Below are 21896 nucleotides of genomic sequence, written 5' to 3' on the forward strand. Positions count from 1 at the left end.
GAAAGCGATCATGGCTGCTGCGCTACTGCTGTTGCCAGCAATGGGGCAGGCGCGGGAAATCGGCGAAGTCGATACGGTGTTCAAGTGGCTCGGTCCCAATCACAAAATTGTGGTCGAGGCGTTCGATGACCCCAAGGTTTCGGGCGTAACCTGCTACCTGTCGCGGGCAAAGACCGGCGGCATCAAGGGCGGGCTGGGGTTGGCGGAGGATCGTGCCGAGGCTTCCATCGCCTGTCGACAGGTAGGGCCGATCCGCTTCGACGAGACGCTCAAGGATGGCGAGACGGTCTTTCGCGAGCGCACCTCGCTGGTGTTCAAGACCATGCAGGTAGTGCGCTTCTTCGATCGGGAGCGCAATACGCTGGTTTATCTGGTCTATAGCGATCGGGTAATAGAGGGGAGTCCGCAGAACGCGGTCACGGCTATTCCCATTCTTCCCTGGGCCGAGCCGGCGCGCTGATCGGTGCGGCTCTCTTGATTTTGTAGCGCTCTTTTGCGGGCACAAAAAAACCGGCGCATGGCCGGTTTTTTTCGAGCGCTCGATTTAGGCTGCAGCGGCTTCGCCGAGGGCCTTGATGTGAGCGTTCAGGCGGCCCTTGTGACGGGCGGCCTTGTTCTTGTGGATGATGCCCTTGTCGGCCATGCGGTCGATGACCGGTACGGCTGCCGTGTAGGCGGTACGGGCTTTTTCCAGGTCCTTGGCATCGATGGCCTTGACCACGTTCTTGATGTAGGTGCGAACCATGGAGCGCAAGCTTGCATTGTGGCTGCGACGCTTCTCAGCCTGAATTGCGCGTTTTTTGGCGGAAGGGCTGTTGGCCACCGTCGAACTCCTCGAAAACTTGGGGGGATTGCCGGAACAAATAAGGCCGCGAATCATGCCGACGCGTAGAGCGAATGTCAACCCTGGTCGTTAAGTCCGAATACTGGCCTGACGGGTGGGTGCTGGTTAAACTCGCGCGCTCGTTTCCTGTCGTATTGGGCCATCGGGCAATTCGTCCGAGCCCTGTGCATTGCAATCAGTTAGGAACACACATGTCCGAGACGTCCGGCAAAGGCGGTTTACTGCGCTCAAGCGCAGTGGTCAGCGTGATGACGCTGTTTTCCCGGGTGCTGGGGATGATACGCGACATGGTGGTGGCGAGCTATTTCGGCTCGGGCGCAGCAGCTGATGCCTTCTTCATCGCCTTCAAGATACCCAACTTCCTGCGTCGGCTGTTTGCCGAGGGAGCGTTCGCGCAAGCCTTCGTGCCGGTGTTGTCCGAGTACCGCACCAAGCGCAGCCTTGCCGAGGTCAAGCTTCTGGTCGATCGCACGGCAGGCATGCTTGGTCTAACCCTCACGGCCTTGACGGCGCTTGGGGTGGTGGCATCGCCCTATCTGATCATGCTCTTTGCGCCCGGCTTCAGCGGCGAACCCGAAAAGATGCAATTGGCCGGTGAGCTGTTGCGCATCACGTTTCCTTATCTATTGCTGATTTCGCTGACGGCGTTCACCGCCGGTGTGCTCAATAGCTATGGGCGCTTCGCCGTTCCTGCCTTCACCCCGGTACTGCTCAACGTCTGCATGATCGGGGCAGCAGTTCTGCTTTCGCCGTACTTCGATCAGCCGATCATGTCGCTGGCCTGGGGCGTGCTGATCGCCGGTGTCGTTCAGCTCGGCTTCCAGTTGCCGTTCGTGGCGCGCCTGGGGCTGTTGCCGAGGCCGCGGATAAAACGCGGCGACGAGGGCGTCAAGCGCATCATGCTGCTGATGGTGCCGGCGCTGTTCGGCGTGTCGGTCAGTCAGATCAACCTGCTGCTCGACACGGTGCTGGCGTCCTTCCTGCAGACCGGCAGCGTGTCCTGGCTGTACTACGCCGATCGGCTGTCCGAGTTGCCCCTCGGTGCTTTCGGCATCGCAATCGGCACCGTGATCCTGCCCAGCCTGTCCCGCCAGCATGCCGGTGCCGACCCGAAAGGGTTCTCGGCCACGCTCGACTGGGCGTTGCGGATGGTGCTGCTGGTCGGTGTGCCGGCCGCGCTCGCGCTGGGCATCTTGGCCGAGCCGCTGATCGCCAGCCTGTTCTTCTATGGCGTCATGAGCGAGGAGGCGGTGGTGCAGTCGGCGGCGGCGCTGCAGGCATACTCGCTCGGGGTGCTGGCCTTCATGCTGATCAAGGTGCTGGCGCCCGGTTTCTTCGCGCGTCAGGACCTCAAGTCGCCGGTGCGCATCGCGATCATCTGCATGGTCGCCAATATGGTGTTCAATCTGCTGCTGATCTGGCCGCTCAAGCACGTCGGGCTGGCGCTGGCCACCTCGTTGTCGTCGATGCTCAATGCCTTCCTGTTGTTCTGGGGGCTGTACAGGATCGGGGTCTTCCAGCCGGCGCCGGGCTGGGGGCTGTTCGCGCTTCGCCTGCTGGGCGCTTGCGCGGCGATGGTGGCGGTGGTGTGGTGGTTGAATGTACCGTCGGCCGAATGGTTCGCCTGGGGATGGCAGCGCCGGGCGCTGCAGCTGACGTTGCTGGTGGGCGGCGGGCTGGCGGCATTCGCCCTGGGGCTGCTGGTGCTGGGTTTGCGGCCGCGGCACCTGCGTCACTGATCGATCGCGCCGTCGATCCGCGACTGTAGTGACGCTGTCCGCGCTACCCGCCGCGTGCGTATAATTGGCCACTTTACGATCAAGAAGTGCGGTATGCAGCTGGTTCGAGGTCTACAGAGTCTGCAACCCCGACATCGGGGGTGCGTCGCCACCATCGGCAATTTCGACGGCGTGCACCGGGGGCATCAGGCCATCCTGGCGCGTCTGCGCGAGCGTGCGGCCGAGCTCGGGCTGCCGAGCTGCGTGGTGATTTTCGAACCCCAGCCGCGGGAGTATTTCGCTCCCGGCCAGGCGCCGGCACGCTTGACCCGTCTGCGCGAGAAACTCGAGCTGCTGGCCGAACAGGGCGTCGATCGCGTGCTATGCCTGGCCTTCAATCGACGCCTGCGCGAGCTCAGTGCCGCCGAGTTCGTCCATGCGGTGCTCGTCGAAGGACTGGGCGTCGAGCATCTGGAAGTGGGCGATGACTTTCGCTTCGGCTGCGACCGGGCCGGGGATTTCGATTTCCTGCTCAAGGCCGGAGCCGTCGAAGGCTTCACCGTCGAGTCGGCAACCACCATCGAAGTCGATGGCGAGCGGGTCAGCAGCACGCGGTTGCGCGCAGCGCTGGCGGCGGCTGACTTTGCCCTGGCCGAGCGCCTGCTGGGCAGACCCTTCGCCATCACCGGGCGCGTCCTGCATGGACAGAAGCTCGGTCGGCAGCTCGACGCGCCGACTGCGAACATCCAGCTCAAGCGGCGCCGGCCTCCGGTCGACGGGGTGTTCACCGTCAGCGCCGAGCTGGACGGCAGGCAATGGCCTGGCGTGGCCAATATCGGCATGCGGCCTTCGGTGAAAAGCGACGGCCAACCGCATCTGGAAGTGCATCTGCTGGACTACGCCGGTGACCTGTACGGACGCCGGCTGCGGATCACTTTCCATCGCAAGCTGCGCGACGAGCAGCGTTTCGCCTCTCTGGAGGCGCTCAAGGCAGCGATCGACGCGGACATCGCTGCTGCCCGTGCCTATTGGCGGGCTTCACCCTCTACCATGAGCCAGGACTGAAATGACCGATTACAAAGCGACCCTCAATCTGCCGGCCACGGCGTTTCCGATGAAGGCCGGTCTGCCCCAGCGCGAGCCGGAGATTCTGCAGCGCTGGAACAGCATCGATCTGTACCGGAAGCTGCGGCAGATTGGAGAGGGTCGTCCGAAGTTCATCCTGCATGACGGCCCGCCCTACGCGAACGGCAGCATTCACATCGGTCATGCGGTGAACAAGGTCATCAAGGACATGATCGTCCGTTCCAAGACCCTGGCCGGCTTCGACGCACCCTACGTGCCAGGCTGGGATTGCCACGGCCTGCCAATCGAGCACAAGGTCGAGATCACCTATGGCAAGAACCAGCCTGCCGACCTGACCCGCGAGCGCTGCCGCGCCTACGCCGCCGAGCAGATCGAGGGGCAGAAGGCCGACTTCATCCGCCTCGGTGTGCTCGGGGAATGGGACAATCCTTATCGCACCATGGACTTTGCCAACGAGGCCGGCGAAATCCGCGCGCTGGCGAAGATGGTCGAAGGCGGCTTTGTCTTCAAGGGCCTAAAACCGGTGAACTGGTGCTTCGATTGCAGCTCCGCCCTGGCCGAGGCGGAGGTCGAATATCAGGACAAGAAGTCCGATGCGATTGACGTCGCTTTCCAAGTCGAAGACGCGGACAAGCTCGCCGCGGCCTTCGGCGTCTCGGCGTTGTCCAAGCCGACCAGTATCGTCATCTGGACCACCACGCCCTGGACCATTCCGGCCAACCAGGCACTCAACGTCCATCCCGACTTCATTTATGCGCTGGTCGATACCGGCGACAAACTGCTGGTGCTCGCCGAGGCGCTGGTCGAATCCTGCCTGCAGCGCTACGGTCTGCAGGGCGAAATCATCGCCCGCTGCGAGGGCAGGGCGCTGGAGCTCATCCGCTTCCGCCATCCGTTCTATGAGCGCTTTGCACCGGTGTACCTGGCTGAGTACGTGGAAACCGGCGCCGGCACAGGCATCGTCCATTCGGCGCCCGCTTACGGTGAAGACGACTTCCGCTCCTGCAAGCATTACGGCATGGAGAACGACGACATTCTCAGCCCGGTGCAGAGCCATGGCGTCTACGTGTCGGATCTGCCGTTCTTCGGTGGCCAGTTCATCTGGAAGGCCAACCCGCAGATCGTCGAGAAGCTGCGTGAAGTCGGCGCGCTGCTCCAGCACGAATCGATCCAGCACAGCTACATGCACTGCTGGCGGCACAAGACGCCGCTGATCTATCGCGCCACGGCGCAGTGGTTCGTCGGCATGGACAAGGTCGCCCACGACGGCAGCTCCCTGCGTCGACGCGCGCTGGATGCCATCGAACAGACCGAGTTCGTCCCGGCCTGGGGCCAGGCGCGTTTGCACGGCATGATTGCCGGGCGTCCGGACTGGTGCATCTCGCGTCAGCGCACCTGGGGCGTGCCGATCCCGTTCTTCCTGCACAAGGAAAGCGGCGACCTGCATCCGCGCACCGTCGAGTTGATGGAAGCCGTGGCGCAACGCGTCGAGCAGGGCGGCATCGAGGCTTGGTCGAAGCTGGATGCGGCCGAGCTGCTGGGCGATGAAGCGGCGCAGTACGAAAAAATCAGTGACACCCTAGATGTCTGGTTCGACTCCGGGACCACGCATTGGCACGTAATGCGCGGTTCGCATCCGATGGGCCACGAGAGCGGTCCACGCGCCGATCTCTATCTCGAAGGCTCCGATCAGCACCGCGGCTGGTTTCACTCGTCGCTGCTAACTGGTTCGGCGATCGACGGCCATGCGCCGTACAAGGGGCTGCTGACCCATGGTTTCGTGGTCGACGAGAACGGGCGCAAGATGTCCAAGTCGCTGGGCAACGTCGTTGCGCCGCAGGAGGTCACCGATACCCTGGGCGCCGACATTCTGCGCCTGTGGGTAGCGTCCACCGATTACTCCGGCGAGATGGCGGTTTCCAAGGTCATCCTGCAACGCAGCGCGGACTCCTATCGGCGCATTCGCAATACCGCACGCTTCCTGCTGAGTAATCTCGACGGTTTCGATCCTGCGCAGCATCTGGTTCCGGTTGATCAACTGATTGCGCTCGACCGCTGGGCGATCGATCGTGCTCTGCTGTTGCAGCGGGAAATCGAGGAAGCCTACGGCACCTACAAGTTCTGGAACGTCTATCAGAAGGTCCACAATTTCTGTGTGCAGGAGCTTGGCGGCTTCTACCTCGACATCATCAAGGATCGCCAGTACACCACCGGTTCCGACAGTCTGCCGCGGCGCTCCTGCCAGACCGCGCTGTACCACATCGCCGAGGCGCTGGTGCGCTGGATCGCGCCGATCCTGTCGTTTACCGCCGATGAGATCTGGCAGTACCTGCCGGGTGAGCGCAACGAGTCTGTGATGCTCAATACCTGGTACGAAGGGCTGGCCGAGCTGCCGGCGAACGTCGAACTGGGTCGTGACTTCTGGGATAAGGTCATGGCGGTCAAGGCTGCCGTGAACAAGGAACTGGAAACTCAGCGCGCGGCCAAGACGATCGGGGGCAATCTCCAGGCCGAAGTGGTGCTCTATGCTGAAGATGCGCTGGTAAGCGATCTGGCCAAGCTGGGCAGCGAGTTGCGCTTCGTGCTGATCACCTCGGCGGTGACGGTAGCGCCTCTTGTCGAGGCGCCGGCCGAAGCCGTGCAGAGCGAGTTGTCCGGTCTCAAGCTTCAGATCAGCAAGACTGGCTACGCCAAGTGCGGCCGATGCTGGCATCACCTGCCTGACGTCGGCACTCATGCCGCTCATCCAGAGATCTGCGGTCGTTGCCTGGATAACATCGAAGGCAATGGCGAGGTCCGTCACTATGCGTGACCGTCGCCTTACGCCGTGCTTGGAGAAAAGGTCATGAGCGCCCGCTTCGGCAAACTGCCGTGGCTTTGGCTCAGTGTGGTGATCATCGTGCTGGACCAGGCGACCAAGTTCTATTTCGAGGGCGCGCTGACGCTGTACCAGCGCATCGAGGTGATTCCGGACTACTTCAGCTGGACGCTGGCCTACAACACCGGCGCCGCCTTCAGCTTCCTGGCGGATCATTCCGGCTGGCAGCGCTGGCTGTTCGCTGCGATCGCCATCGGCGTCAGTGCCGTGCTGGTCGTCTGGCTCAAACGCCTCAAGCCTGACGAAACCTGGCTCGCCGTCGCGCTGTCGCTGGTGCTCGGCGGCGCGCTGGGCAACCTCTACGACCGTATGGTGCTCGGCCATGTGGTCGACTTCATCCTTGTCCACTGGCAGAGCCGCTGGTATTTCCCCGCGTTCAACATCGCCGACAGCGCCATTACCGTGGGCGCGATCATGTTGGCGCTGGATATGTTCAAGGGCAACAAAACCGGAGAACCCGCACATGACTGAACAGCGCATTGGGGCCGACTGCCAAGTCACCCTGCACTTCGCGCTCAAGCTGGAAAACGGCGATGTCGTCGACAGCACCTTCGACAAGAAGCCCGCCACCTTCAAGGTCGGCGACGGCAACCTGCTGCCGGGTTTCGAGCAGGCGCTGTTCGGTCTCAAGGCCGGAGACAAGCGCTCGCTGCAGATTTCTCCGGAGCAGGGCTTTGGCCAGGCCAACCCGCAGAACGAGCAGGTCATGCCGCGTAGCCAGTTCGAAGGCATGGAGCTGTCCGAGGGGCTGCTGGTGATCTTCAACGATGCCGCCAATACCGAGCTGCCGGGGGTGGTGAAGGCCTTCGACGATCAGCACGTGACCGTTAACTTCAACCATCCGCTGGCCGGCAAGGCGCTGACCTTCGATGTCGAGATCTTCGACGTCCAGCCGGCCTGATCGGCAGGCCCGGGTGAGGTCGCCTGGGCCATGCAACGCCTGCGCGCTGTTCGTGCGCACCACCCGCGTTACACTGACGCCTTTGCCATGCGTGCCGAGATAACCATGCAGATCAAACTCGCAAACCCCCGCGGCTTCTGTGCCGGTGTCGACCGCGCCATCGAGATCGTCAACCGGGCGCTCGAGGTCTTCGGCCCACCGATCTACGTTCGCCACGAAGTGGTCCACAACAAGTTCGTCGTCGAAGACCTGCGCGCTCGTGGTGCCGTGTTCGTCGAAGAACTCGATCAGGTGCCGGACGACGTTATCGTCATCTTCAGCGCACACGGCGTTTCCCAGGCGGTTCGCCAGGAAGCCGAGAAGCGTGGGCTGAAGGTGTTCGATGCCACCTGCCCCCTGGTCACCAAGGTCCATCTGGAAGTGACCAAGTACAGCCGGGAAGGACGTGAATGCGTGCTCATCGGCCACGAGGGGCACCCCGAGGTCGAGGGCACCATGGGCCAGTACGATGACCGCAACGGCGGTGCGATCTATCTGGTCGAGGACGAGGAGGACGTGGCGCAGCTCCAGGTGCGCAATCCCGAGGCGCTCGCGTTCGTCACCCAGACCACCTTGTCGATGGACGACACCAGCCGGGTGATCGATGCGCTGCGGGCGCGTTTCCCGAGCATCGGCGGCCCCCGCAAGGATGATATCTGCTACGCCACCCAGAACCGCCAGGACGCGGTGAAGCAGTTGGCCAATGAATGCGACGTGGTTCTGGTGGTCGGCAGCCCCAACAGTTCCAACTCCAACCGCCTGCGCGAACTTTCCGAGCGAATGGGCACGCCGGCTTACCTCATCGACGGTGCCGAGGATCTCAGGCAGGAATGGTTCGAGCGCGTGCAGAACATCGGAATCACCGCCGGCGCCTCGGCTCCCGAGGTGCTTGTGCGTGGCGTGATCGAACAGCTGGGCAAGTGGGGCGCGCAAGGCACTGACGAACTGGCGGGCCGTCCGGAGAACGTGACGTTTTCGATGCCGAAGGAGTTGCGGCTGAAGGCGGTATAGCGTGCCAGTCGGGCTGGGTATACAGTGACGAAGGGGGCAAGGGCAATCAAGATGTTCGAATGGCCTGAAGTTAGTGCTGGTTAACGGGACCCGGCAGATGCCGAAAGCAGCAAAAGTATTTCATCGGCATTCGTTCAGTGACAAAAACAGCGGAAACAAAAAAGGCCAGGAGCTTGGGCTCCTGGCCTTTTTGCTGTCGCTCAGATTATTTCCAGCAATCGCTCAGCGCTGCGGTTCCGGTCTTGGTTTTTACCCCCGCCTGGTTCAGGCCCAGGCTTCCGCATTTGGTGTCTTTGAGCTGAGCGCCCTTAGGCGCGGCCGTCAGGGTATAGGTGGTGCTGCTCGTGTTGCTGATGGTCAACGTATATAGGTTGTTGTTCGAACTCTCCTGAAGTCCCAGCTTGGCCAGGGTATCGGCATAGGTATTGTTCTGCGCGTAATAGCGCTCCTGGCGGGCAGCTGCGTCGCTGAGCAGTGCCATGCCTTCGGTCCGATTACCGCGCAGCACGTAATCCTGGTAGCTGGGAATGGCGATCGCAGCCAGGATTCCGATGATGGCGACCACGACCATCAACTCGATCAGGGTAAAGCCGCCTTGTTTACGCATGGCCATTAATCGTTCCTCTTAGGTATGACTTGCCAGCTCTGGCGTCCGCTGGAGGTTGGGCCGTAATCGACCACAATGCTTTCGTCGGTGCTGAATAGCGTATCGCCGTTCAGGTTGAATCCACTGGCCGAATCCAGTTTGCGGCTGGACACTACCTCATTGTTATAGGTATCACCCCCGTTGACGTCGCCACTGCCATCCATGTCGAACACGCTGAAGGTGGTGCGGCCACCCGAGGACGGGTTGATACCGTAAAGCCAGGCCTCCACACCGTCTTTGCAGGGGTCGTCGTTGGGGGTGAGGGTGCTGAAGATCAGCGCCTGGCCGCGGGCGGCCATCGGGTTGATCATCATCTCGCCGGCTTTAGCGCCCACCTGCAGGTCGAGACGCCAACCCCAGTGGTTGACATCGTTATCGGTCAGATTGGCAGTAGCGTTGTCTTTGTACCACTTCGGCACATTCTGGCTGACCAGGCGGCTTTCGCTGGTGACACCGTTAATGTCCGTGCTGAGCTCCCGCAGGATCGTCTGGGCGAGCAAGTTGCCGTGCGTGATGGTCGGGGGAGTCGCCGTGGTCTCCGCCTTGGTCTTGCGGTCCCAGATGGCGTAGACGCTGTGCCCCAAAGTGGTGTTGACGTTGCCGTCGCTGTCCTCGAAGTACTTGCCGGTACCGAACATCACCAGATAGCCCAATTGCGAGGGATGGCGAACCAGTGACGGCGCCGCCGTGATGGGTTGAACCGCACCGGTCGTGGCATCGGTGGCCTTGAACAGGGGCTTGCCGCCATACGACGCCTCAATGTGCGCGGCTTGCGCCGTTCCGATCACGGACGAGGCAAAGGGATTGCCAGCCGGTGTGGTGCTATTGGTGGCGCGGAACAGATCGAAGCGCCAGAGGTTGCCTTGCAGGTCGCCTGCGTAGGCATAGTCGGCAATGCCGTCGCTGTCGTTGTCTGCCAGTCGCACGGACGACAGGCCGTTGGCCTTGGTGGTGTCTCCATCGACGATGACTTCGCGTACCAGTTCGCCGGTTTCGACATCGATCACGAACAGCGCAGCCTTGTCAGCGGTGGCTCCACTTTGGTTGCCATAGCCGTTGCCGGTCACCACTGCCCACTTGCCGGTGTGCAGCCGGGCTACGACAGGTTGCGGGAAGGTATGACCCATATCTTCATGGGTGAATTCCCACAGAGGCCGGACGTTATTGGGATCGGTAATATCCAGTGCAAAGAGGGAGCGACCGCCGCCTCGCAGCGAGCCGATCAGCACTGTGTGCCAGGCATTGTTGAAGTAGACGTCTGACACCACGGGGGTGCCGTCTACATAGTAACGGTGCCCGCCGGACTGATAGTTTTGCCCCGTCAGCCGGTAGAGGTTGGGCAGCACGGCGTTGGGCACGAATGCCAGCTCCTCGGCACCGGTGGCAGCGTTGAAACCATGCAACATGCCGTCGTTTGCGCCGACATAGATCATTTCCTTGCGGTTAGCGACTCGCTGCTGGAACTGGTAATAGTCGCCTGGCGAGCCATCGATACGGTCGGCGAGATATGCCAGATATTGCGCGTCCTTCACGACCACCGGGGCCGAATTGACGATGTCGCCCAGTACGCTGCTACGCGTGCGAAAGGTTCCAGTCGTTATGCCTTCGTTGCTGCGATTACCGCGAATGTAATTGACCCGGGCTTCGCCTTTGTTATCGGGCCTGCCGGTGATGTTGTCGGGATCGGTATTGAAAAAGGCGCGTTGCTCAATAGTGAGGTTGGTCCAGTTGAATTCCTGGAGCTGTCTGCCGTTCGCGGCAGCCATATGGACGGTGCGCTCACCGCTCAGTCTGCTCTTAGCACTCCAGGCCTGAGTGCGAACGCCCACCGAGTCGATTGCATATTTTTTCAGGTCGCCGCTCCAGTCATCGCTGGAGAACTCGGTCTCATAAACTTCACGTGATGTGGCGCCATTGACTTGCGAGGCAGTGACGGCAGGGCGGCTCGCCGACGTGGTGTAGTTGCCGATGCGGTTGAGGATCTGGTTGAACGCATCCACTACCTTGTCGGGGCTGTCGCCGTTGAAGAACTCGCCACGCGAGTTGATCGCTGCGTGCCAGAGGTCGTAGACGTTGTTATTGCTGCCGCTGGCGGCTGCTGGCCAGTTCGTGCCGGCCTTCAGTGCTTCGTACCCAGCACCTGCGAAAGTTTCTCCTGTCCAGGGTACGCTGGGATTGGTCAGTGCTGAACCCAGGCCAAGGCCGATGGTGTAGTTGACCATGTGCTGCCAGGTGGCGGGGTTGTTGCGGGGATCCCAGTAGCGCGTTGTCGCATCGGTGTTCGGCGCGGCGATCAATGGCTTCAGGTCGTTGGCTAGGTTCGGACGCGCGTCGGTTGCCCAGTATTTGAATGCCAGGTCCGCCAGAGTGTTTCGCGTCGAGTCCCTGAACGGCGTGCGAGGCGCATAGCTTGTGCCGTCTGGAAGACTTGCGATCGAAGAGTTGTCGTCAACGTCGACCGTCATCGCCGAGTTCCACATGCCGTCAGTCATCAGAACGTGGAAGCTGGGACGGCAGGCATAGGTCGGGGTCGTTTCAGAGTTGGCCCTGCCACCGCTGCTGGTAAGAGGGTTAGGGTCCTTGTACCACGGCTCTGCGGTTGCCAGAAACTTCCCTGCCCGATCCGTAGCCTGTAGCAGATAGGTTGAAGTGTTGAAGTTGATGGTCGGCAGCCAGTTGAAGAAGTTGCCCCGGTGATGGTCGGTGAACCTGCGGAAGTAGTTTGTGCCGCAGTTGGCGCCCGTGCCGGTGAAGCTGGTGCAGTTACCTAGCGTCTGCCAGGTCAAGCGGATCGAGCTGGGCAAGCCGGTAAACGACAGGTTGGCCGCGCTCAGCGTAGCGAGACCGCGGTTACGGTAGAAGGAGTACCAGATTGCGAAATTCTGCCGCTCGTCTCGACCCGAGGCGTCATCGTCGTCGCGTAGCTGACCCGAAGTAGCGCTGACGAAGACAAGGCGGTAGCAATCTTCGTCAGTGGTGGCTCTGGTACAGCCACTGAGAGAAGTGTCATATAGGTAGTAATAGGCAGGCACTCCCACCTGCGCCAAGCTCGCGGTGTAGTTGTTGTTTGAGCCGGTGCAGGTAGCGGGAATGCTGGTTCCGTTGATGGTGGCGGTTGCCGTGCATCGGTTGCTGGCCGTACGCTCGATCGCGAAGCTGATATCGCCCTTGACCACCCTGGTGATGCCATTGGTGCTACGCGAAGCGGTGGCGCTGAAGTCGTCGGTCGGGTTTTGAGCCAGCCTGTTAGTGGTGTTGCTGTACCCGTACGAAGTGCCGATATTGCCGTTTGGGTCGTAACTCCAGCTGACTTTGTATCCTGTGGACAGGTTCAACGAACCCCTGGTGTTATTAGCGAAGAAGCCGTTGTTCCACGCGGCGGTAAAGCTTGTGCTGTAGGGGCTAGTAGCCGCAACACTGCCGTCGTTGTTGTATCTGGTCGGCAGCTGGTAGGTGACCGACGGATCGTAGTACATCGGATTGAACGCTGCGGACTTGGCGCGACGGGTCTGATGAACGCCGTTAATGTCGTCGGGCACGAACGCCCAGCGCATGCTGCCCGAGTCGTCCAACGTCAAGATCAGGTTGGGTGCTACGCTGTCTGAAAGCACCAACGGTTTCTGGCTGACGTCCAGCAGAGTCGCCTGGGCCGATTGGATGCCGCCAAACAACAGGCTGAAGGTCAGCAGGCTCGCAAAGGCCTTCGCATGATTAATGCGCGTCTTGATTTCCATTTCAGAGTCTCAGTTGAATACTTTGGCGGTGGTGGTGCGCAGGCCAGTGGTGCGCTCCGAACTGGTGTTGGTCGCTTCGGAGTTCACCTCGTAGCGGAACACCCCTATGCCTTGCATCATGTTTCCGTATTCCGGGTTTTCCGCGGCGCCCTCGGCGCTGCCCGAGGGAGCGGGCAGGGCATACCATCTGACGTTGGTTCCTGAGTTGCTCTGCGTGCCGTCGGCCGGGCTGTAGGCCAGGCTGGTGTTGAAGGTCTGCTCGTACGCGGGGTCGATGTCACGCAGGCAGTAGCCCGTGGAACAGCCAACCTCCAGCGGTTTGATCGGCGCGGTCAGACGGCTTTCCCCTTCACGCAGGCCCGCTTCAGAGGCGTTGAGCAGACGTTGCTGCTCGACGAAGTTGCCGGTCATGCGCGATTCGAGGGTGACTTCGCGAACGCTCGATACCGCCAGCAGCGTCACTACCAGCAGGATGATCAGTGCGATGAACAGGGTGGCTCCGTCCTGGCGCCTTGGCATCGATTTCATGGCAATAGGTTCCTGAGCATGATGGTGCTTTGCATGACCTGATAGAGCTCGCCTTTGTCGGCGGCCTTTATCGCGTTGGTTTCGTCATCGGAGGCATTGGTGAACTGCTTCCAGTTGGCCAGAGCAGTGTCGACGTCCACGGCGTCGCGCATGTTGGGGTTACTGCTCTGCATCAGCGCGGTATAGCGCAAGGTCAGGACCTGCTGAGTGGTCGGGTCGGTCGTGTATTGCTCGACGGCGCGGGTATCGCTCGCACTGCCGATGCCGGACTCCAGCCGCAGGCCGGCCACACCGGTAACCAGTTCAGCAGTCTGCGCAGCGCGCAGGGTGGAACCTGTCTTGTCGGTATTGGCGACGGTGCACTTCAGGCTTTTGTCGGCCGGGTCAAGGTAGATGTGCTCGACGACGATCTCTACGGCACTGGTGTACGGATCACTGATCTCCGTGGTCCTTTCCGGCAGGTTGCCGAGGCAATCCCTGTCGGTGGGGTCCATGGGCTGGTAGCGAATGCAGAGGGAGGCTGCTGGCGAGTTGGTCGCCTTGGCGACTTCCCCCGCGATGAAGCTACAGCCGGCTGCGTTGAAGGCTGGGAATGCGGCCTCGATGGTTTCGTCGGGGCGGCGGCGATAGCCCGCCTTGCCGACTTCCTGTTGCAGCACAAGCAGGGTATAGCGACTGGCCTCGATGTTCTCGGCCTGGTTCTGCTGGAAAAGGTAGCTGCGCTTGTTGTCGATGTAGATCTGGGTCACGCCGATGATCAGGAAGCTGCTGATCAGCAGCGCGATCATCAGCTCGATCAGGGACAATCCGGATTGGTGTTTGCTGAAAGTCATATCGGTTCCCTAGAGCTGGCTGCGCAGCCGGTAGCGGCAGATCGTGGTGTCGCCATCGGTAGCACTGGCATCCATGCATTCGCCTGCCTTAACCCGCCAGGCCAGCTGTATTTCCACTGCCGATCCATTGCCGGTGCAGTTGCCCGAGCTCAACGAGCGGCATACATAGAATTCGCTTTGGAGCAGCTCCGAGGCGCCTGGCAGTGCCGCTTTCGCTCGCTCTGCCCAGCAGGCCAGCTGGGCACTTTGCTCATCCGGAAGAGGTGTGCAGGCTGCTGGAGTGGTGGGGAAGGCAGCCGTCCTGGCCTTGTAGAAGCCCGAGCTGGCCGGAAGGCCGTCGGGCTTGGCCCGCATCAGTTCGATCAGGTCGTTGGCGAGCGTCGCGGCCACGTTGCGTTGAACCGAATCCTGCGTGTAGGCAATGGTCTTGCCCTGCAAGGCCACCATGCCCAGCACGCCGATACAGACCAGCAGAAGGGTGATCAGGACCTCGATCATGCTGAAGCCCAGGTGCGATTTCATGGATATTTTCATGGCGTGCAGGTACTCATGGCATTTCCTTCGGCGTTGGCCTTCCCTCGGGCGAACTGGCGAATGTGGCCGCTGCTCTTGATGCTGATGGTGTAACCGTTGGTCGCGTCATCGTCCTGGCAAACGGTGATGTTGGTTGCTGGGGCGGTACCGTTCACGTTGAAGGCGATAGTGGTTCTGTCGGCACTGAGCACGACATTTGGGGGTGGTTCGACCACTCGCAAGGCGTTTGCAATGTTGTCGCCGCAGTCTTTCTTCAGGCTCCACACCTGATCGTCGATGCACACACTCAGTGTTTCCCGGTTGGAAACAGCGGTCGCACGGGCGAGCTGCAGCAACGATTGGGTTTCGTTGCTGGCGGACTGGGTCTGATTGTTTTTGACGAATTGGGTAAAGCTGGGAACTGCGATCGCGGCGAATATGCCGAGCACGGCTACGACGACCATCAGCTCGATCAGAGTGAAACCCTGGGGTTTCCTCGTGCTGTCCATGCGGAACTCCTGAGATTAGCTGGAGGCGATGATGCGCAAGTGCCACGCCTTTGTCTCTAGAGTGCCAGATGACTGGAGTCTGGGTGGCGATGACCGGTAACCGGGCTGTCGGTTGTGTGCTCAACCGCAAGGTTTGCTGGCCTGCTGGTTCCTTTCCAGGCCCCGGATACGCTTGATCCGGCCCTGTTTGTTGAGGACGAGCTGCCAGGCGAGCTCGCCCTGCCGATCGCAGAGGTAGAATCGGCCATTGCCCATCTTTGTCGTACCATTGGGATAAAAGCTGATCTTCTTCGACGCGCCTGCCCAGCGCAGCTGCTGCGGATCATCGATCGCATGGTGACTGATGACCAGCCCGGTCGCGGGCGAGCGGAGTATCCAGCCCCTTTCCCAGGAACTGGTGCAGGTAGTGCCATCGACGGTGCCGCAGAGCTCCACGTCGCGATGAGTCGCCACGCTCAAGGCCCGGGCATGGGCGAGCTGCCCTTGCAGCTGGTCGGCGAGGGCTTCGAGCGTGTTGCGTTGAAGAAAGTGGGAAAAGGCGGGCAGTGCAATGCTGCTCGCGATGCAGAGCAGGCAGACAACGATAAGCAGCTCCGCCAACGACATGCCTGTGTTGGTTCGTTTCATGACCACGTCCTTGTGGTTTGAATGAGGTTGCCTTTCTCTTTTCGGCCTTTGCTGAAGCCAGGTCAACGCTCGACGGTATATTGAAGGAGAAGTTTGTGACGCAGTTCCTGGTTGTGGGCGGCGGTGTAATCGGGCTGCTCAGCGCGGCGATGTTGGCGCGGGACGGAGCGCAGGTCGTGCTGGTCGAACGGCAGGGTGTCGGGCAAGAGGCATCGTGGGCGGGCGGAGGAATCGTTTCGCCGCTCTATCCGTGGCGCTACAGCCCGGCGGTGACGGCCCTGGCGCATTGGTCGCAGGCGTTCTACCCGGAGCTGGGGCAGCAGTTGCTCGGCCAGACGGGTGTCGATCCTGAGGTGCATGTGACCGGCCTTTACTGGCTGGATCTGGAAGACGAAGCGCAGGCGCTGGAGTGGTCGCGGCGGGAAGGGCGACCGTTGCAGTCGGTGGAAATCGAGCAGGTCTACCAGGCGGTTCCGCCGTTGGGGCCGGGTTTCTCCAGCGCCATCCATATGCCGGGGGTGGCCAACGTACGTAATCCCAGACTGACCCGAGCATTGCGCGAGGCGCTGCAGCGGATGCCCAATGTGCGCCTGGTCGAGAACTGTCCGGTGCATGGTTTCGCCCGCCAGGGGGAGCGGGTTATCGGTGTGGAGACGGCGCAGGGGCAGATGCTGGCTGACCAGGTGGTGGTCGCGGCCGGTGCCTGGTCCGGCGAGCTGCTGGCCACGCTCGGGCTCGAACTGCCGGTCGAACCGGTCAAGGGGCAGATGATTCTCTTCAAGTGCGCCGCCGACTTTCTGCCGAGCATGGTGCTGGCCAGGACGCGCTATGCGATCCCGCGACGCGATGGCCATATCCTCGTGGGAAGCACCCTCGAGCATGCCGGTTTCGACAAGACTCCCACCAATGTCGCGCTGGACAGTCTCAAGGCCAGCTCCATCGAGTTACTGCCTGCGTTGGCCGATGCCGACGTGGTGCGCCACTGGGCCGGGCTGCGTCCGGGTTCGCCCGAAGGCATTCCTTATATAGGAAGCGTGGACGGTTTCGAGGGGCTGTGGCTCAACTGCGGGCATTACCGCAATGGCCTGGTGCTGGCGCCGGCGTCCTGCCAGTTGCTGGCCGATCTGATGAGTGGCCGCGCGCCGATCATCGATCCCGCGCCATATGCGCCGAGCGATCGGCTGGGTTGAGGGGAGCGATGACCAGGGGCGCGGGGATTAGCATCGACACACTTTGCTGATACATTGCCGCCCCTTCGGGCCCGCGATGCCGGGCCGACTCACCATTCTGTTCGATGAGGTCTTCGTGGCGAAGAAAACCACCTCGTTCGCAGCCCTGGGCGGCCTGGTGTACTCCACCGATGGCGGCAAGCATTGCCCCGACTGTAGCAAGCCGCAGGCCGAATGCATCTGTGGCCAGAACGTCATTCCCGCAGGCGATGGGATTGCGCGCGTGCGGCGCGAAACCAAGGGGCGCGGTGGAAAAACCGTCACCACCGTTACAGGCGTACCGCTGGCCGAGGCCGAACTCAAGGAATTGGCGACCGCACTCAAGCGTCGTTGTGGCACCGGTGGTTCGCTCAAGGACGGGGTGATCGAGATCCAGGGCGACCACGTCCAGTTGCTGCTCGATGAACTGCTCAAGCGTGGCTTCAAGGCGAAGAAGTCCGGCGGTTGATGGCGGGGCCGCGCGACCCGCGTTTCCCGAAACGATTTTCCCGGGCCCCGGCCTGTCCAAACCCGATATGCCGGCCGCGCGATCAGCGTCGCGGCTGGACGAATGCATTTTTCAGGAGGCTTCGATGCCCGTACGACGCACACGCAAAGACGATGGCAGCCAGTGGACCGCAGCCGACAGCCGCAGTGTTTACGGTATCCGCCACTGGGGCGCCGGCTACTTCTCGATCAATGACGAGGGCCAGGTCGAGGTCCGTCCGCAGGGGCCGGACGGCGCGCCGGTGGAGTTCACCGGGCTGATCGAGCAACTGCGCGAAGCCGGCCTCACGCTGCCACTGCTGGTGCGTTTCCCTGACATCCTGCAGGACCGCGTGCGGCGGCTGACCGGTGCCTTCGACGCCAACATCGAGCGTCTCGAATACCAGAGTCGCTACACCGCGCTGTATCCGATCAAGGTTAATCAGCAGGAAGCGGTGATCGAGAACATCATCGCCACCCAGAACGTCTCCATCGGACTGGAAGCCGGCTCCAAGCCGGAGCTGATGGCGGTGCTGGCGCTGGCGCCCAAGGGCGGCACCATCGTCTGCAACGGCTACAAAGATCGCGAGTTCATCCGCCTGGCGCTGATGGGCCAGAAGCTTGGCCACAACGTCTTCATCGTCATCGAGAAGATGTCCGAGGTGGGCCTGGTGATCGAGGAGGCCGCCGAACTCAAGCTGGTGCCGCAGGTGGGACTGCGCGTGCGGCTGTCGTCGCTGGCCTCGAGCAAGTGGGCCGACACCGGTGGTGAAAAGTCCAAGTTCGGCCTTTCCGCCGCGCAGCTGCTGACCGTCATCGAGCGCTTCCGCGAGGCCGGCATCGACCAGGGCGTACGCCTGCTGCACTTCCACATGGGTTCGCAGATCGCGAACCTCGCCGACTACCGCGATGGGTTCCGCGAAGCCATCCGCTACTACGCCGAGCTGCGAGCGCTGGGGTTGCCGGTCGACCACATCGACGTTGGCGGCGGCCTGGGCGTCGACTACGACGGCACCCATTCGCGCAATGCCAGCTCGATCAACTACGACATCGACGAGTACGCCGGTACCGTGGTTGGCATGCTCAAGGAATTCTGCGACCGCCAGGAGCTGCCGCACCCGCACATTTTCTCCGAAAGTGGCCGGGCGATGACCGCCCACCATGCGGTGCTGGTGATGCAGGTGACCGACTTCGAGCGCCACAACGACGAGGCGCCAACCATTGACAACTACGACGAGTTGCCGGAGATCGTGCAGTCGCTGGCCGATCTGCTCGGGCCGACGGATCCGGAGATGGTCACCGAAACCTACTGGCGCGCGACCCACTACATGAGCGAGGCCGCCGCACAGTACGCCGCCGGCAAGCTGACTCTGGCGCAGAAGGCGCTGGCCGAGCAGAGCTACTTTGCCATCTGCCGTCGCCTGTACAACCAGCTCAAGGCCCGTCAGCGCTCGCACCGCGCCGTGCTCGACGAACTCAACGACAAGCTGGCCGACAAGTACATCTGCAATTTCTCGGTCTTCCAGAGCCTGCCCGACACCTGGGCGATCGACCAGATTCTGCCGATCGTGCCGCTGCAGCGTCTGAACGAGGAGCCGGTGCGCCGCGCCGTGTTGCAGGACCTGACCTGCGACTCGGATGGCAAGATCAAGCACTACGTGGACGAGCAGAGCATCGAGAGCAGCATGCCGGTGCATGAAATTCAGGCCGGTGAGGAGTATTTCCTCGGCGTCTTCCTGGTCGGCGCCTACCAGGAAATTCTCGGCGACATGCACAATCTGTTCGGCGATACCGACTCGGTGAACGTCTACCAGCGCGAGGACGGCAGCTTCTACCACGCCGGCATCGAGACCCACGACACCATCGAGGACATGCTGCGCTATGTGCACCTCTCGCCCGAGGAGCTGATGACCTACTACCGCGACAAGGTGGCCGGGGCCAAGCTCAGCGCCAAGGAGCGGACCCAGTACATCGATGCGCTGCGTCTGGGGCTGACCCGCTCGTCCTACCTCACGCCCTGAGTGTCGCTCAGGTGATCACACCGAAGCCGCGCGCCATCAGCGCCGCGGCCAGCGGTATCAGTAGCAACAGCAGCAGCTCCAGGCGGATCACCCAGGTCACCCAGTAGCCCGTCTGCGGGCTGACCTGCGGGACCTGGCCGGCCTTGAGCGCATTGCGCCAGTTGAGAAAGGTCAGGGTCGGGTAGATCGACAGCAGCGAGACCAGCAGAAACAGTCCGATCTTGGCGTGGAAGGCGCTGTTACTCAGGTAGTAGCCCAGGCCTTTGCCAAACCACATGACCCGGCTGATGCCGGTCACCAGCACCACCCCGGCGGTCACGCCGAAAGCGATGTCGATGCGGAACAGACTGCGCGCCCGTTCCAGGGTCAGCGGCAGGCGAAACAGTTGGTGCTCGAGTGTGAGCAGGGCGAAAAGCACGAAGATGGCGATGAAGTGCAGGTAGGCGGCGATCGCGTACGCCATGTCAGGATCCTTTCGGTTCGGCGTGTGGTTGTTGGTGCGCAAGGGTAAACCAGCCGTCATCGCGCTGCAGCTTCCAGGCGAGTCTTCCCAGGCATAGCGCGCGCAGCAGCATGAAGGCGAGAAACGCCAACCACAGTCCGTGATTGCCGAGCCCCTGGAGCATCCAGCCGAGCGGCAGGGCGATCGCGACCGCCAGCAGCATGCTGTCGCGCATCTCGCGCGCCCGTGTCGCACCAATGAACAACCCGTCGAGCAGATAGCTCCATACCGCCACCAGTGGCAGTGCAGCCAGATAAGGCAGGTAGGCGATGGCCTGCTCGCGTACCTGGGGAATGTCGGTCTGCAACTGGACGAAGAGAGTACCGCCGAGCAGGAAGAACAGGCCGAAGCCGAGGCTCGCCAGCAGCGACCAGCCGCCGGCGACGGTCATCACGCGCACCAGTTCGCGGCGGTCACGCGCGCCGATGGCCCTGCCGGCGAGGGCCTCGACGGCATGAGCCAGGCCGTCGAGCGCATGGGCGGTGAGCATCAGCCCGTTGAGCAGAAGCGCGTTGGCGGCGACCGTGGCATCGCCCAGGCGGGTCCCCTGGGTGGTAACCAGAAAGAACACCAATTGCAGCGCCAGGGAGCGGATGAAGATGTCGCGGTTGACCGCCAGCAGCGGCCGCCAGTTGCGCCACAGGCCCAGCGCGCGGGCATTCAGCCTGCCGGGATGGCGCGCCAATGCCTTGGGTGCCAGCGCCAGGCCGACCAGCACACCGGCCCATTCGGCCAATACCGAGGCCCGCGCGGCACCGGCGACGTCCCACTCCAGGCCCAGCACGAACCAGAGGTCCAGCGCCACATTGGTGAGATTGGCGATGAGCAGGATCGCCAGCGGGGCGCGGGCATTCTGCGCGCCGAGGAACCAACCGATCAGCGCATAGCTGGCGAGCGCCGCCGGCAGGCCGAACAACCGGGTGTGGAAGTACTCGCGGGTCAGTGCGTCGAGCTCGGCCGAAGGTTGCATCAGTTGCAACGCCAGCCCGCTGAGCGGCACGGCGGCCAGGCCTAACAACAGCGCAAAGCCGAGCGCCAGCAGCAGCCCCTGCAGAAGGACCTGCCGGAGTGCGCCGCCATCGCCGCGACCGACCGCCTGTGCGGCGAAGCCGGTGGTGCCCATGCGCAGGAAACCCAGCACCCAGACCAGAAGCGTATAGAGGCTACCGCCTACCGCTACCGCCGCCAGTTGGTGGGCGTGGGGTAGATGTCCGATCACGGCGGTGTCGACAAGCGTCACCAGCGGCACTGACAGGTTGGACAGGATCATCGGCGCGGCCAGCGCCCAGACCCGGCGATGGGTAGGACGATGGCGCCAGGCGGTCATCGGCATGGGGAGGGCTGGCGTGATTGGGAGGCTGCATGATACGGCGGGACGACCGACAGGTCTGCCGTGTCAGTGAATGATCCAGCTCAGCAGCCATAGCCCGAGGATCAGCCAGATGACGCCGGCGACGATCGAGCGGCGGAGGAAGGCCCGGATGGCAGCCACGAGCAGCAGCAGGCCGATCACCAGCGCGCCGAGGCTGATCACCGACTGGTCCATGCCCAGCGCTTCGGACAGGCCGCGAAGAAAGTTGTGGCCGGCGATGGCGAACAGGCTGAAGAACCATTCGAGCCCGTCGACGATATAGCGAATTACCGTACCCAGCGCCTGGCCGAGCCAGCCGAAGAAATCTACCTGCATGTTTCGCTCCCTTGAGTCGAGGTGCCGCGCCGTCTTCCAAGCACGGCGCCTCACTTGGGCTGCGGCGATGGTCGGGGAGTTCCGTAAGCCCGGGCCGGACTGGCTATCCAGAGGCTTTGCCTTTC

Annotated in this window: 21 protein-coding genes; 10 read left to right on the top strand and 11 right to left on the bottom strand. The window is 62.2% G+C overall.

The genetic code is table 11. The features are described 5' to 3' along the window. Positions 1-10 precede the first annotated feature (10 nt). A complete protein-coding gene (locus tag G7026_RS00605) occupies positions 11-460 on the top strand; it encodes a CreA family protein (protein ID WP_181068688.1) in 450 nt (149 codons plus the stop codon). Positions 461-544: 84 nt separating this feature from the next. On the opposite strand, the gene rpsT is transcribed toward G7026_RS00605, so the two are convergent. Then, positions 545-823: a 30S ribosomal protein S20 gene (rpsT, locus tag G7026_RS00610; RefSeq protein ID WP_138409685.1), complete on the bottom strand. Its 279-nt coding sequence runs from the start codon at positions 821-823 to the stop codon at positions 545-547. A gap of 212 nt (positions 824-1035) precedes the next feature. Between rpsT and murJ the strand changes: the two genes are divergently transcribed. The 6 genes from murJ to ispH all read left to right on the top strand — a co-directional run bounded on the left by murJ (position 1036) and on the right by ispH (position 8477). Next, positions 1036-2583: a murein biosynthesis integral membrane protein MurJ gene (gene murJ, locus G7026_RS00615; RefSeq protein WP_181068689.1), complete on the top strand. Its 1548-nt coding sequence runs from the start codon at positions 1036-1038 to the stop codon at positions 2581-2583. A gap of 93 nt (positions 2584-2676) precedes the next feature. Continuing rightward, the gene (gene ribF, locus G7026_RS00620) at positions 2677-3627 is read left to right on the top strand and encodes a bifunctional riboflavin kinase/FAD synthetase (RefSeq protein WP_181068690.1); all 951 of its coding nucleotides are present in this window, start codon (positions 2677-2679) and stop codon (positions 3625-3627) included. Position 3628: 1 nt separating this feature from the next. Then, complete coding sequence (gene ileS / locus G7026_RS00625) at positions 3629-6460, top strand: isoleucine--tRNA ligase (protein WP_181068691.1); 2832 nt, start codon at positions 3629-3631, stop codon at positions 6458-6460. 33 nt (positions 6461-6493) lie between these two features. Continuing rightward, entirely contained in the window at positions 6494-6997 is a 504-nt protein-coding gene (gene lspA, locus G7026_RS00630; RefSeq protein WP_181068692.1) for a signal peptidase II, read from the top strand. Further along, the gene (locus tag G7026_RS00635; protein WP_181068693.1) at positions 6990-7427 is read left to right on the top strand and encodes an FKBP-type peptidyl-prolyl cis-trans isomerase; all 438 of its coding nucleotides are present in this window, start codon (positions 6990-6992) and stop codon (positions 7425-7427) included. Before lspA ends, G7026_RS00635 begins: the two co-directional genes overlap by 8 nt. A 105-nt stretch (positions 7428-7532) precedes the next feature. Continuing rightward, complete coding sequence (gene ispH, locus G7026_RS00640; protein ID WP_181068694.1) at positions 7533-8477, top strand: 4-hydroxy-3-methylbut-2-enyl diphosphate reductase; 945 nt, start codon at positions 7533-7535, stop codon at positions 8475-8477. Between the two features lie 205 nt (positions 8478-8682). On the opposite strand, the gene G7026_RS00645 is transcribed toward ispH, so the two are convergent. The 7 genes from G7026_RS00645 to G7026_RS00675 all read right to left on the bottom strand — a co-directional run bounded on the left by G7026_RS00645 (position 8683) and on the right by G7026_RS00675 (position 15867). Beyond that, on the bottom strand, positions 8683-9084 hold the full coding sequence (locus tag G7026_RS00645; protein WP_181069196.1) for a type IV pilin protein: 402 nt from the start codon (positions 9082-9084) through the stop codon (positions 8683-8685). Between the two features lie 5 nt (positions 9085-9089). Beyond that, on the bottom strand, positions 9090-12857 hold the full coding sequence (locus G7026_RS00650; RefSeq protein ID WP_181068695.1) for a pilus assembly protein: 3768 nt from the start codon (positions 12855-12857) through the stop codon (positions 9090-9092). A gap of 9 nt (positions 12858-12866) precedes the next feature. Continuing rightward, entirely contained in the window at positions 12867-13376 is a 510-nt protein-coding gene (locus tag G7026_RS00655) for a pilus assembly PilX family protein (RefSeq protein WP_445683972.1), read from the bottom strand. Between the two features lie 5 nt (positions 13377-13381). Then, positions 13382-14218 (bottom strand): PilW family protein, encoded by an 837-nt coding sequence (locus G7026_RS00660; protein ID WP_181068697.1) that lies wholly within the window; start codon positions 14216-14218, stop codon positions 13382-13384. 9 nt (positions 14219-14227) lie between these two features. After that, positions 14228-14740 (bottom strand): type IV pilus modification protein PilV, encoded by a 513-nt coding sequence (gene pilV, locus G7026_RS00665; RefSeq protein WP_258190130.1) that lies wholly within the window; start codon positions 14738-14740, stop codon positions 14228-14230. Positions 14741-14748: 8 nt separating this feature from the next. Beyond that, on the bottom strand, positions 14749-15240 hold the full coding sequence (locus G7026_RS00670; RefSeq protein WP_181069200.1) for a GspH/FimT family pseudopilin: 492 nt from the start codon (positions 15238-15240) through the stop codon (positions 14749-14751). Positions 15241-15360: 120 nt separating this feature from the next. Beyond that, complete coding sequence (locus G7026_RS00675) at positions 15361-15867, bottom strand: GspH/FimT family pseudopilin (protein ID WP_181068699.1); 507 nt, start codon at positions 15865-15867, stop codon at positions 15361-15363. A gap of 95 nt (positions 15868-15962) precedes the next feature. Between G7026_RS00675 and thiO the strand changes: the two genes are divergently transcribed. The 3 genes from thiO to speA all read left to right on the top strand — a co-directional run bounded on the left by thiO (position 15963) and on the right by speA (position 19582). Next, complete coding sequence (gene thiO / locus G7026_RS00680; RefSeq protein ID WP_181068701.1) at positions 15963-17057, top strand: glycine oxidase ThiO; 1095 nt, start codon at positions 15963-15965, stop codon at positions 17055-17057. Positions 17058-17172: 115 nt separating this feature from the next. Next, complete coding sequence (locus G7026_RS00685) at positions 17173-17544, top strand: translation initiation factor Sui1 (RefSeq protein WP_181069202.1); 372 nt, start codon at positions 17173-17175, stop codon at positions 17542-17544. A gap of 124 nt (positions 17545-17668) precedes the next feature. After that, positions 17669-19582, top strand: a complete 1914-nt coding sequence (gene speA, locus G7026_RS00690; RefSeq protein ID WP_181068703.1) for an arginine decarboxylase — start codon at positions 17669-17671, stop codon at positions 19580-19582. A gap of 7 nt (positions 19583-19589) precedes the next feature. On the opposite strand, the gene G7026_RS00695 is transcribed toward speA, so the two are convergent. From G7026_RS00695 to G7026_RS00705, 3 genes are all read right to left on the bottom strand, one after another. After that, positions 19590-20045: a DUF2214 family protein gene (locus tag G7026_RS00695; protein WP_181068705.1), complete on the bottom strand. Its 456-nt coding sequence runs from the start codon at positions 20043-20045 to the stop codon at positions 19590-19592. A gap of 1 nt (position 20046) precedes the next feature. Next, on the bottom strand, positions 20047-21411 hold the full coding sequence (locus G7026_RS00700) for an MATE family efflux transporter (protein WP_258190153.1): 1365 nt from the start codon (positions 21409-21411) through the stop codon (positions 20047-20049). Positions 21412-21480: 69 nt separating this feature from the next. Then, on the bottom strand, positions 21481-21771 hold the full coding sequence (locus tag G7026_RS00705) for a hypothetical protein (RefSeq protein WP_181068708.1): 291 nt from the start codon (positions 21769-21771) through the stop codon (positions 21481-21483). Positions 21772-21896: the final 125 nt, after the last annotated feature.

The organism is Stutzerimonas azotifigens (assembly GCF_013522725.1).
Taxonomy (GTDB): domain Bacteria; phylum Pseudomonadota; class Gammaproteobacteria; order Pseudomonadales; family Pseudomonadaceae; genus Stutzerimonas; species Stutzerimonas azotifigens_A.

Excerpts from the sequence above, each read along its gene's own strand:
- G7026_RS00645 (WP_181069196.1), bottom strand. The coding sequence starts at position 9,084 with ATGCGTAAACAAGGCGGCTTTACCCTGATCGAGTTGATGGTCGTGGTC.
- G7026_RS00700 (WP_258190153.1), bottom strand. The coding sequence starts at position 21,411 with ATGACCGCCTGGCGCCATCGTCCTACCCATCGCCGGGTCTGGGCGCTG.
- G7026_RS00660 (WP_181068697.1), bottom strand. The coding sequence starts at position 14,218 with ATGACTTTCAGCAAACACCAATCCGGATTGTCCCTGATCGAGCTGATG.
- G7026_RS00670 (WP_181069200.1), bottom strand. The coding sequence starts at position 15,240 with ATGGACAGCACGAGGAAACCCCAGGGTTTCACTCTGATCGAGCTGATG.
- G7026_RS00650 (WP_181068695.1), bottom strand. The coding sequence starts at position 12,857 with ATGGAAATCAAGACGCGCATTAATCATGCGAAGGCCTTTGCGAGCCTG.
- ispH (WP_181068694.1), top strand. The coding sequence starts at position 7,533 with ATGCAGATCAAACTCGCAAACCCCCGCGGCTTCTGTGCCGGTGTCGAC.
- G7026_RS00675 (WP_181068699.1), bottom strand. The coding sequence starts at position 15,867 with ATGAAACGAACCAACACAGGCATGTCGTTGGCGGAGCTGCTTATCGTT.
- murJ (WP_181068689.1), top strand. The coding sequence starts at position 1,036 with ATGTCCGAGACGTCCGGCAAAGGCGGTTTACTGCGCTCAAGCGCAGTG.
- G7026_RS00695 (WP_181068705.1), bottom strand. The coding sequence starts at position 20,045 with ATGGCGTACGCGATCGCCGCCTACCTGCACTTCATCGCCATCTTCGTG.
- pilV (WP_258190130.1), bottom strand. The coding sequence starts at position 14,740 with ATGAAATCGCACCTGGGCTTCAGCATGATCGAGGTCCTGATCACCCTT.
- ribF (WP_181068690.1), top strand. The coding sequence starts at position 2,677 with ATGCAGCTGGTTCGAGGTCTACAGAGTCTGCAACCCCGACATCGGGGG.
- G7026_RS00705 (WP_181068708.1), bottom strand. The coding sequence starts at position 21,771 with ATGCAGGTAGATTTCTTCGGCTGGCTCGGCCAGGCGCTGGGTACGGTA.
- ileS (WP_181068691.1), top strand. The coding sequence starts at position 3,629 with ATGACCGATTACAAAGCGACCCTCAATCTGCCGGCCACGGCGTTTCCG.
- G7026_RS00655 (WP_445683972.1), bottom strand. The coding sequence starts at position 13,376 with ATGCCAAGGCGCCAGGACGGAGCCACCCTGTTCATCGCACTGATCATC.
- speA (WP_181068703.1), top strand. The coding sequence starts at position 17,669 with ATGCCCGTACGACGCACACGCAAAGACGATGGCAGCCAGTGGACCGCA.
- G7026_RS00605 (WP_181068688.1), top strand. The coding sequence starts at position 11 with ATGGCTGCTGCGCTACTGCTGTTGCCAGCAATGGGGCAGGCGCGGGAA.
- G7026_RS00635 (WP_181068693.1), top strand. The coding sequence starts at position 6,990 with ATGACTGAACAGCGCATTGGGGCCGACTGCCAAGTCACCCTGCACTTC.
- lspA (WP_181068692.1), top strand. The coding sequence starts at position 6,494 with ATGAGCGCCCGCTTCGGCAAACTGCCGTGGCTTTGGCTCAGTGTGGTG.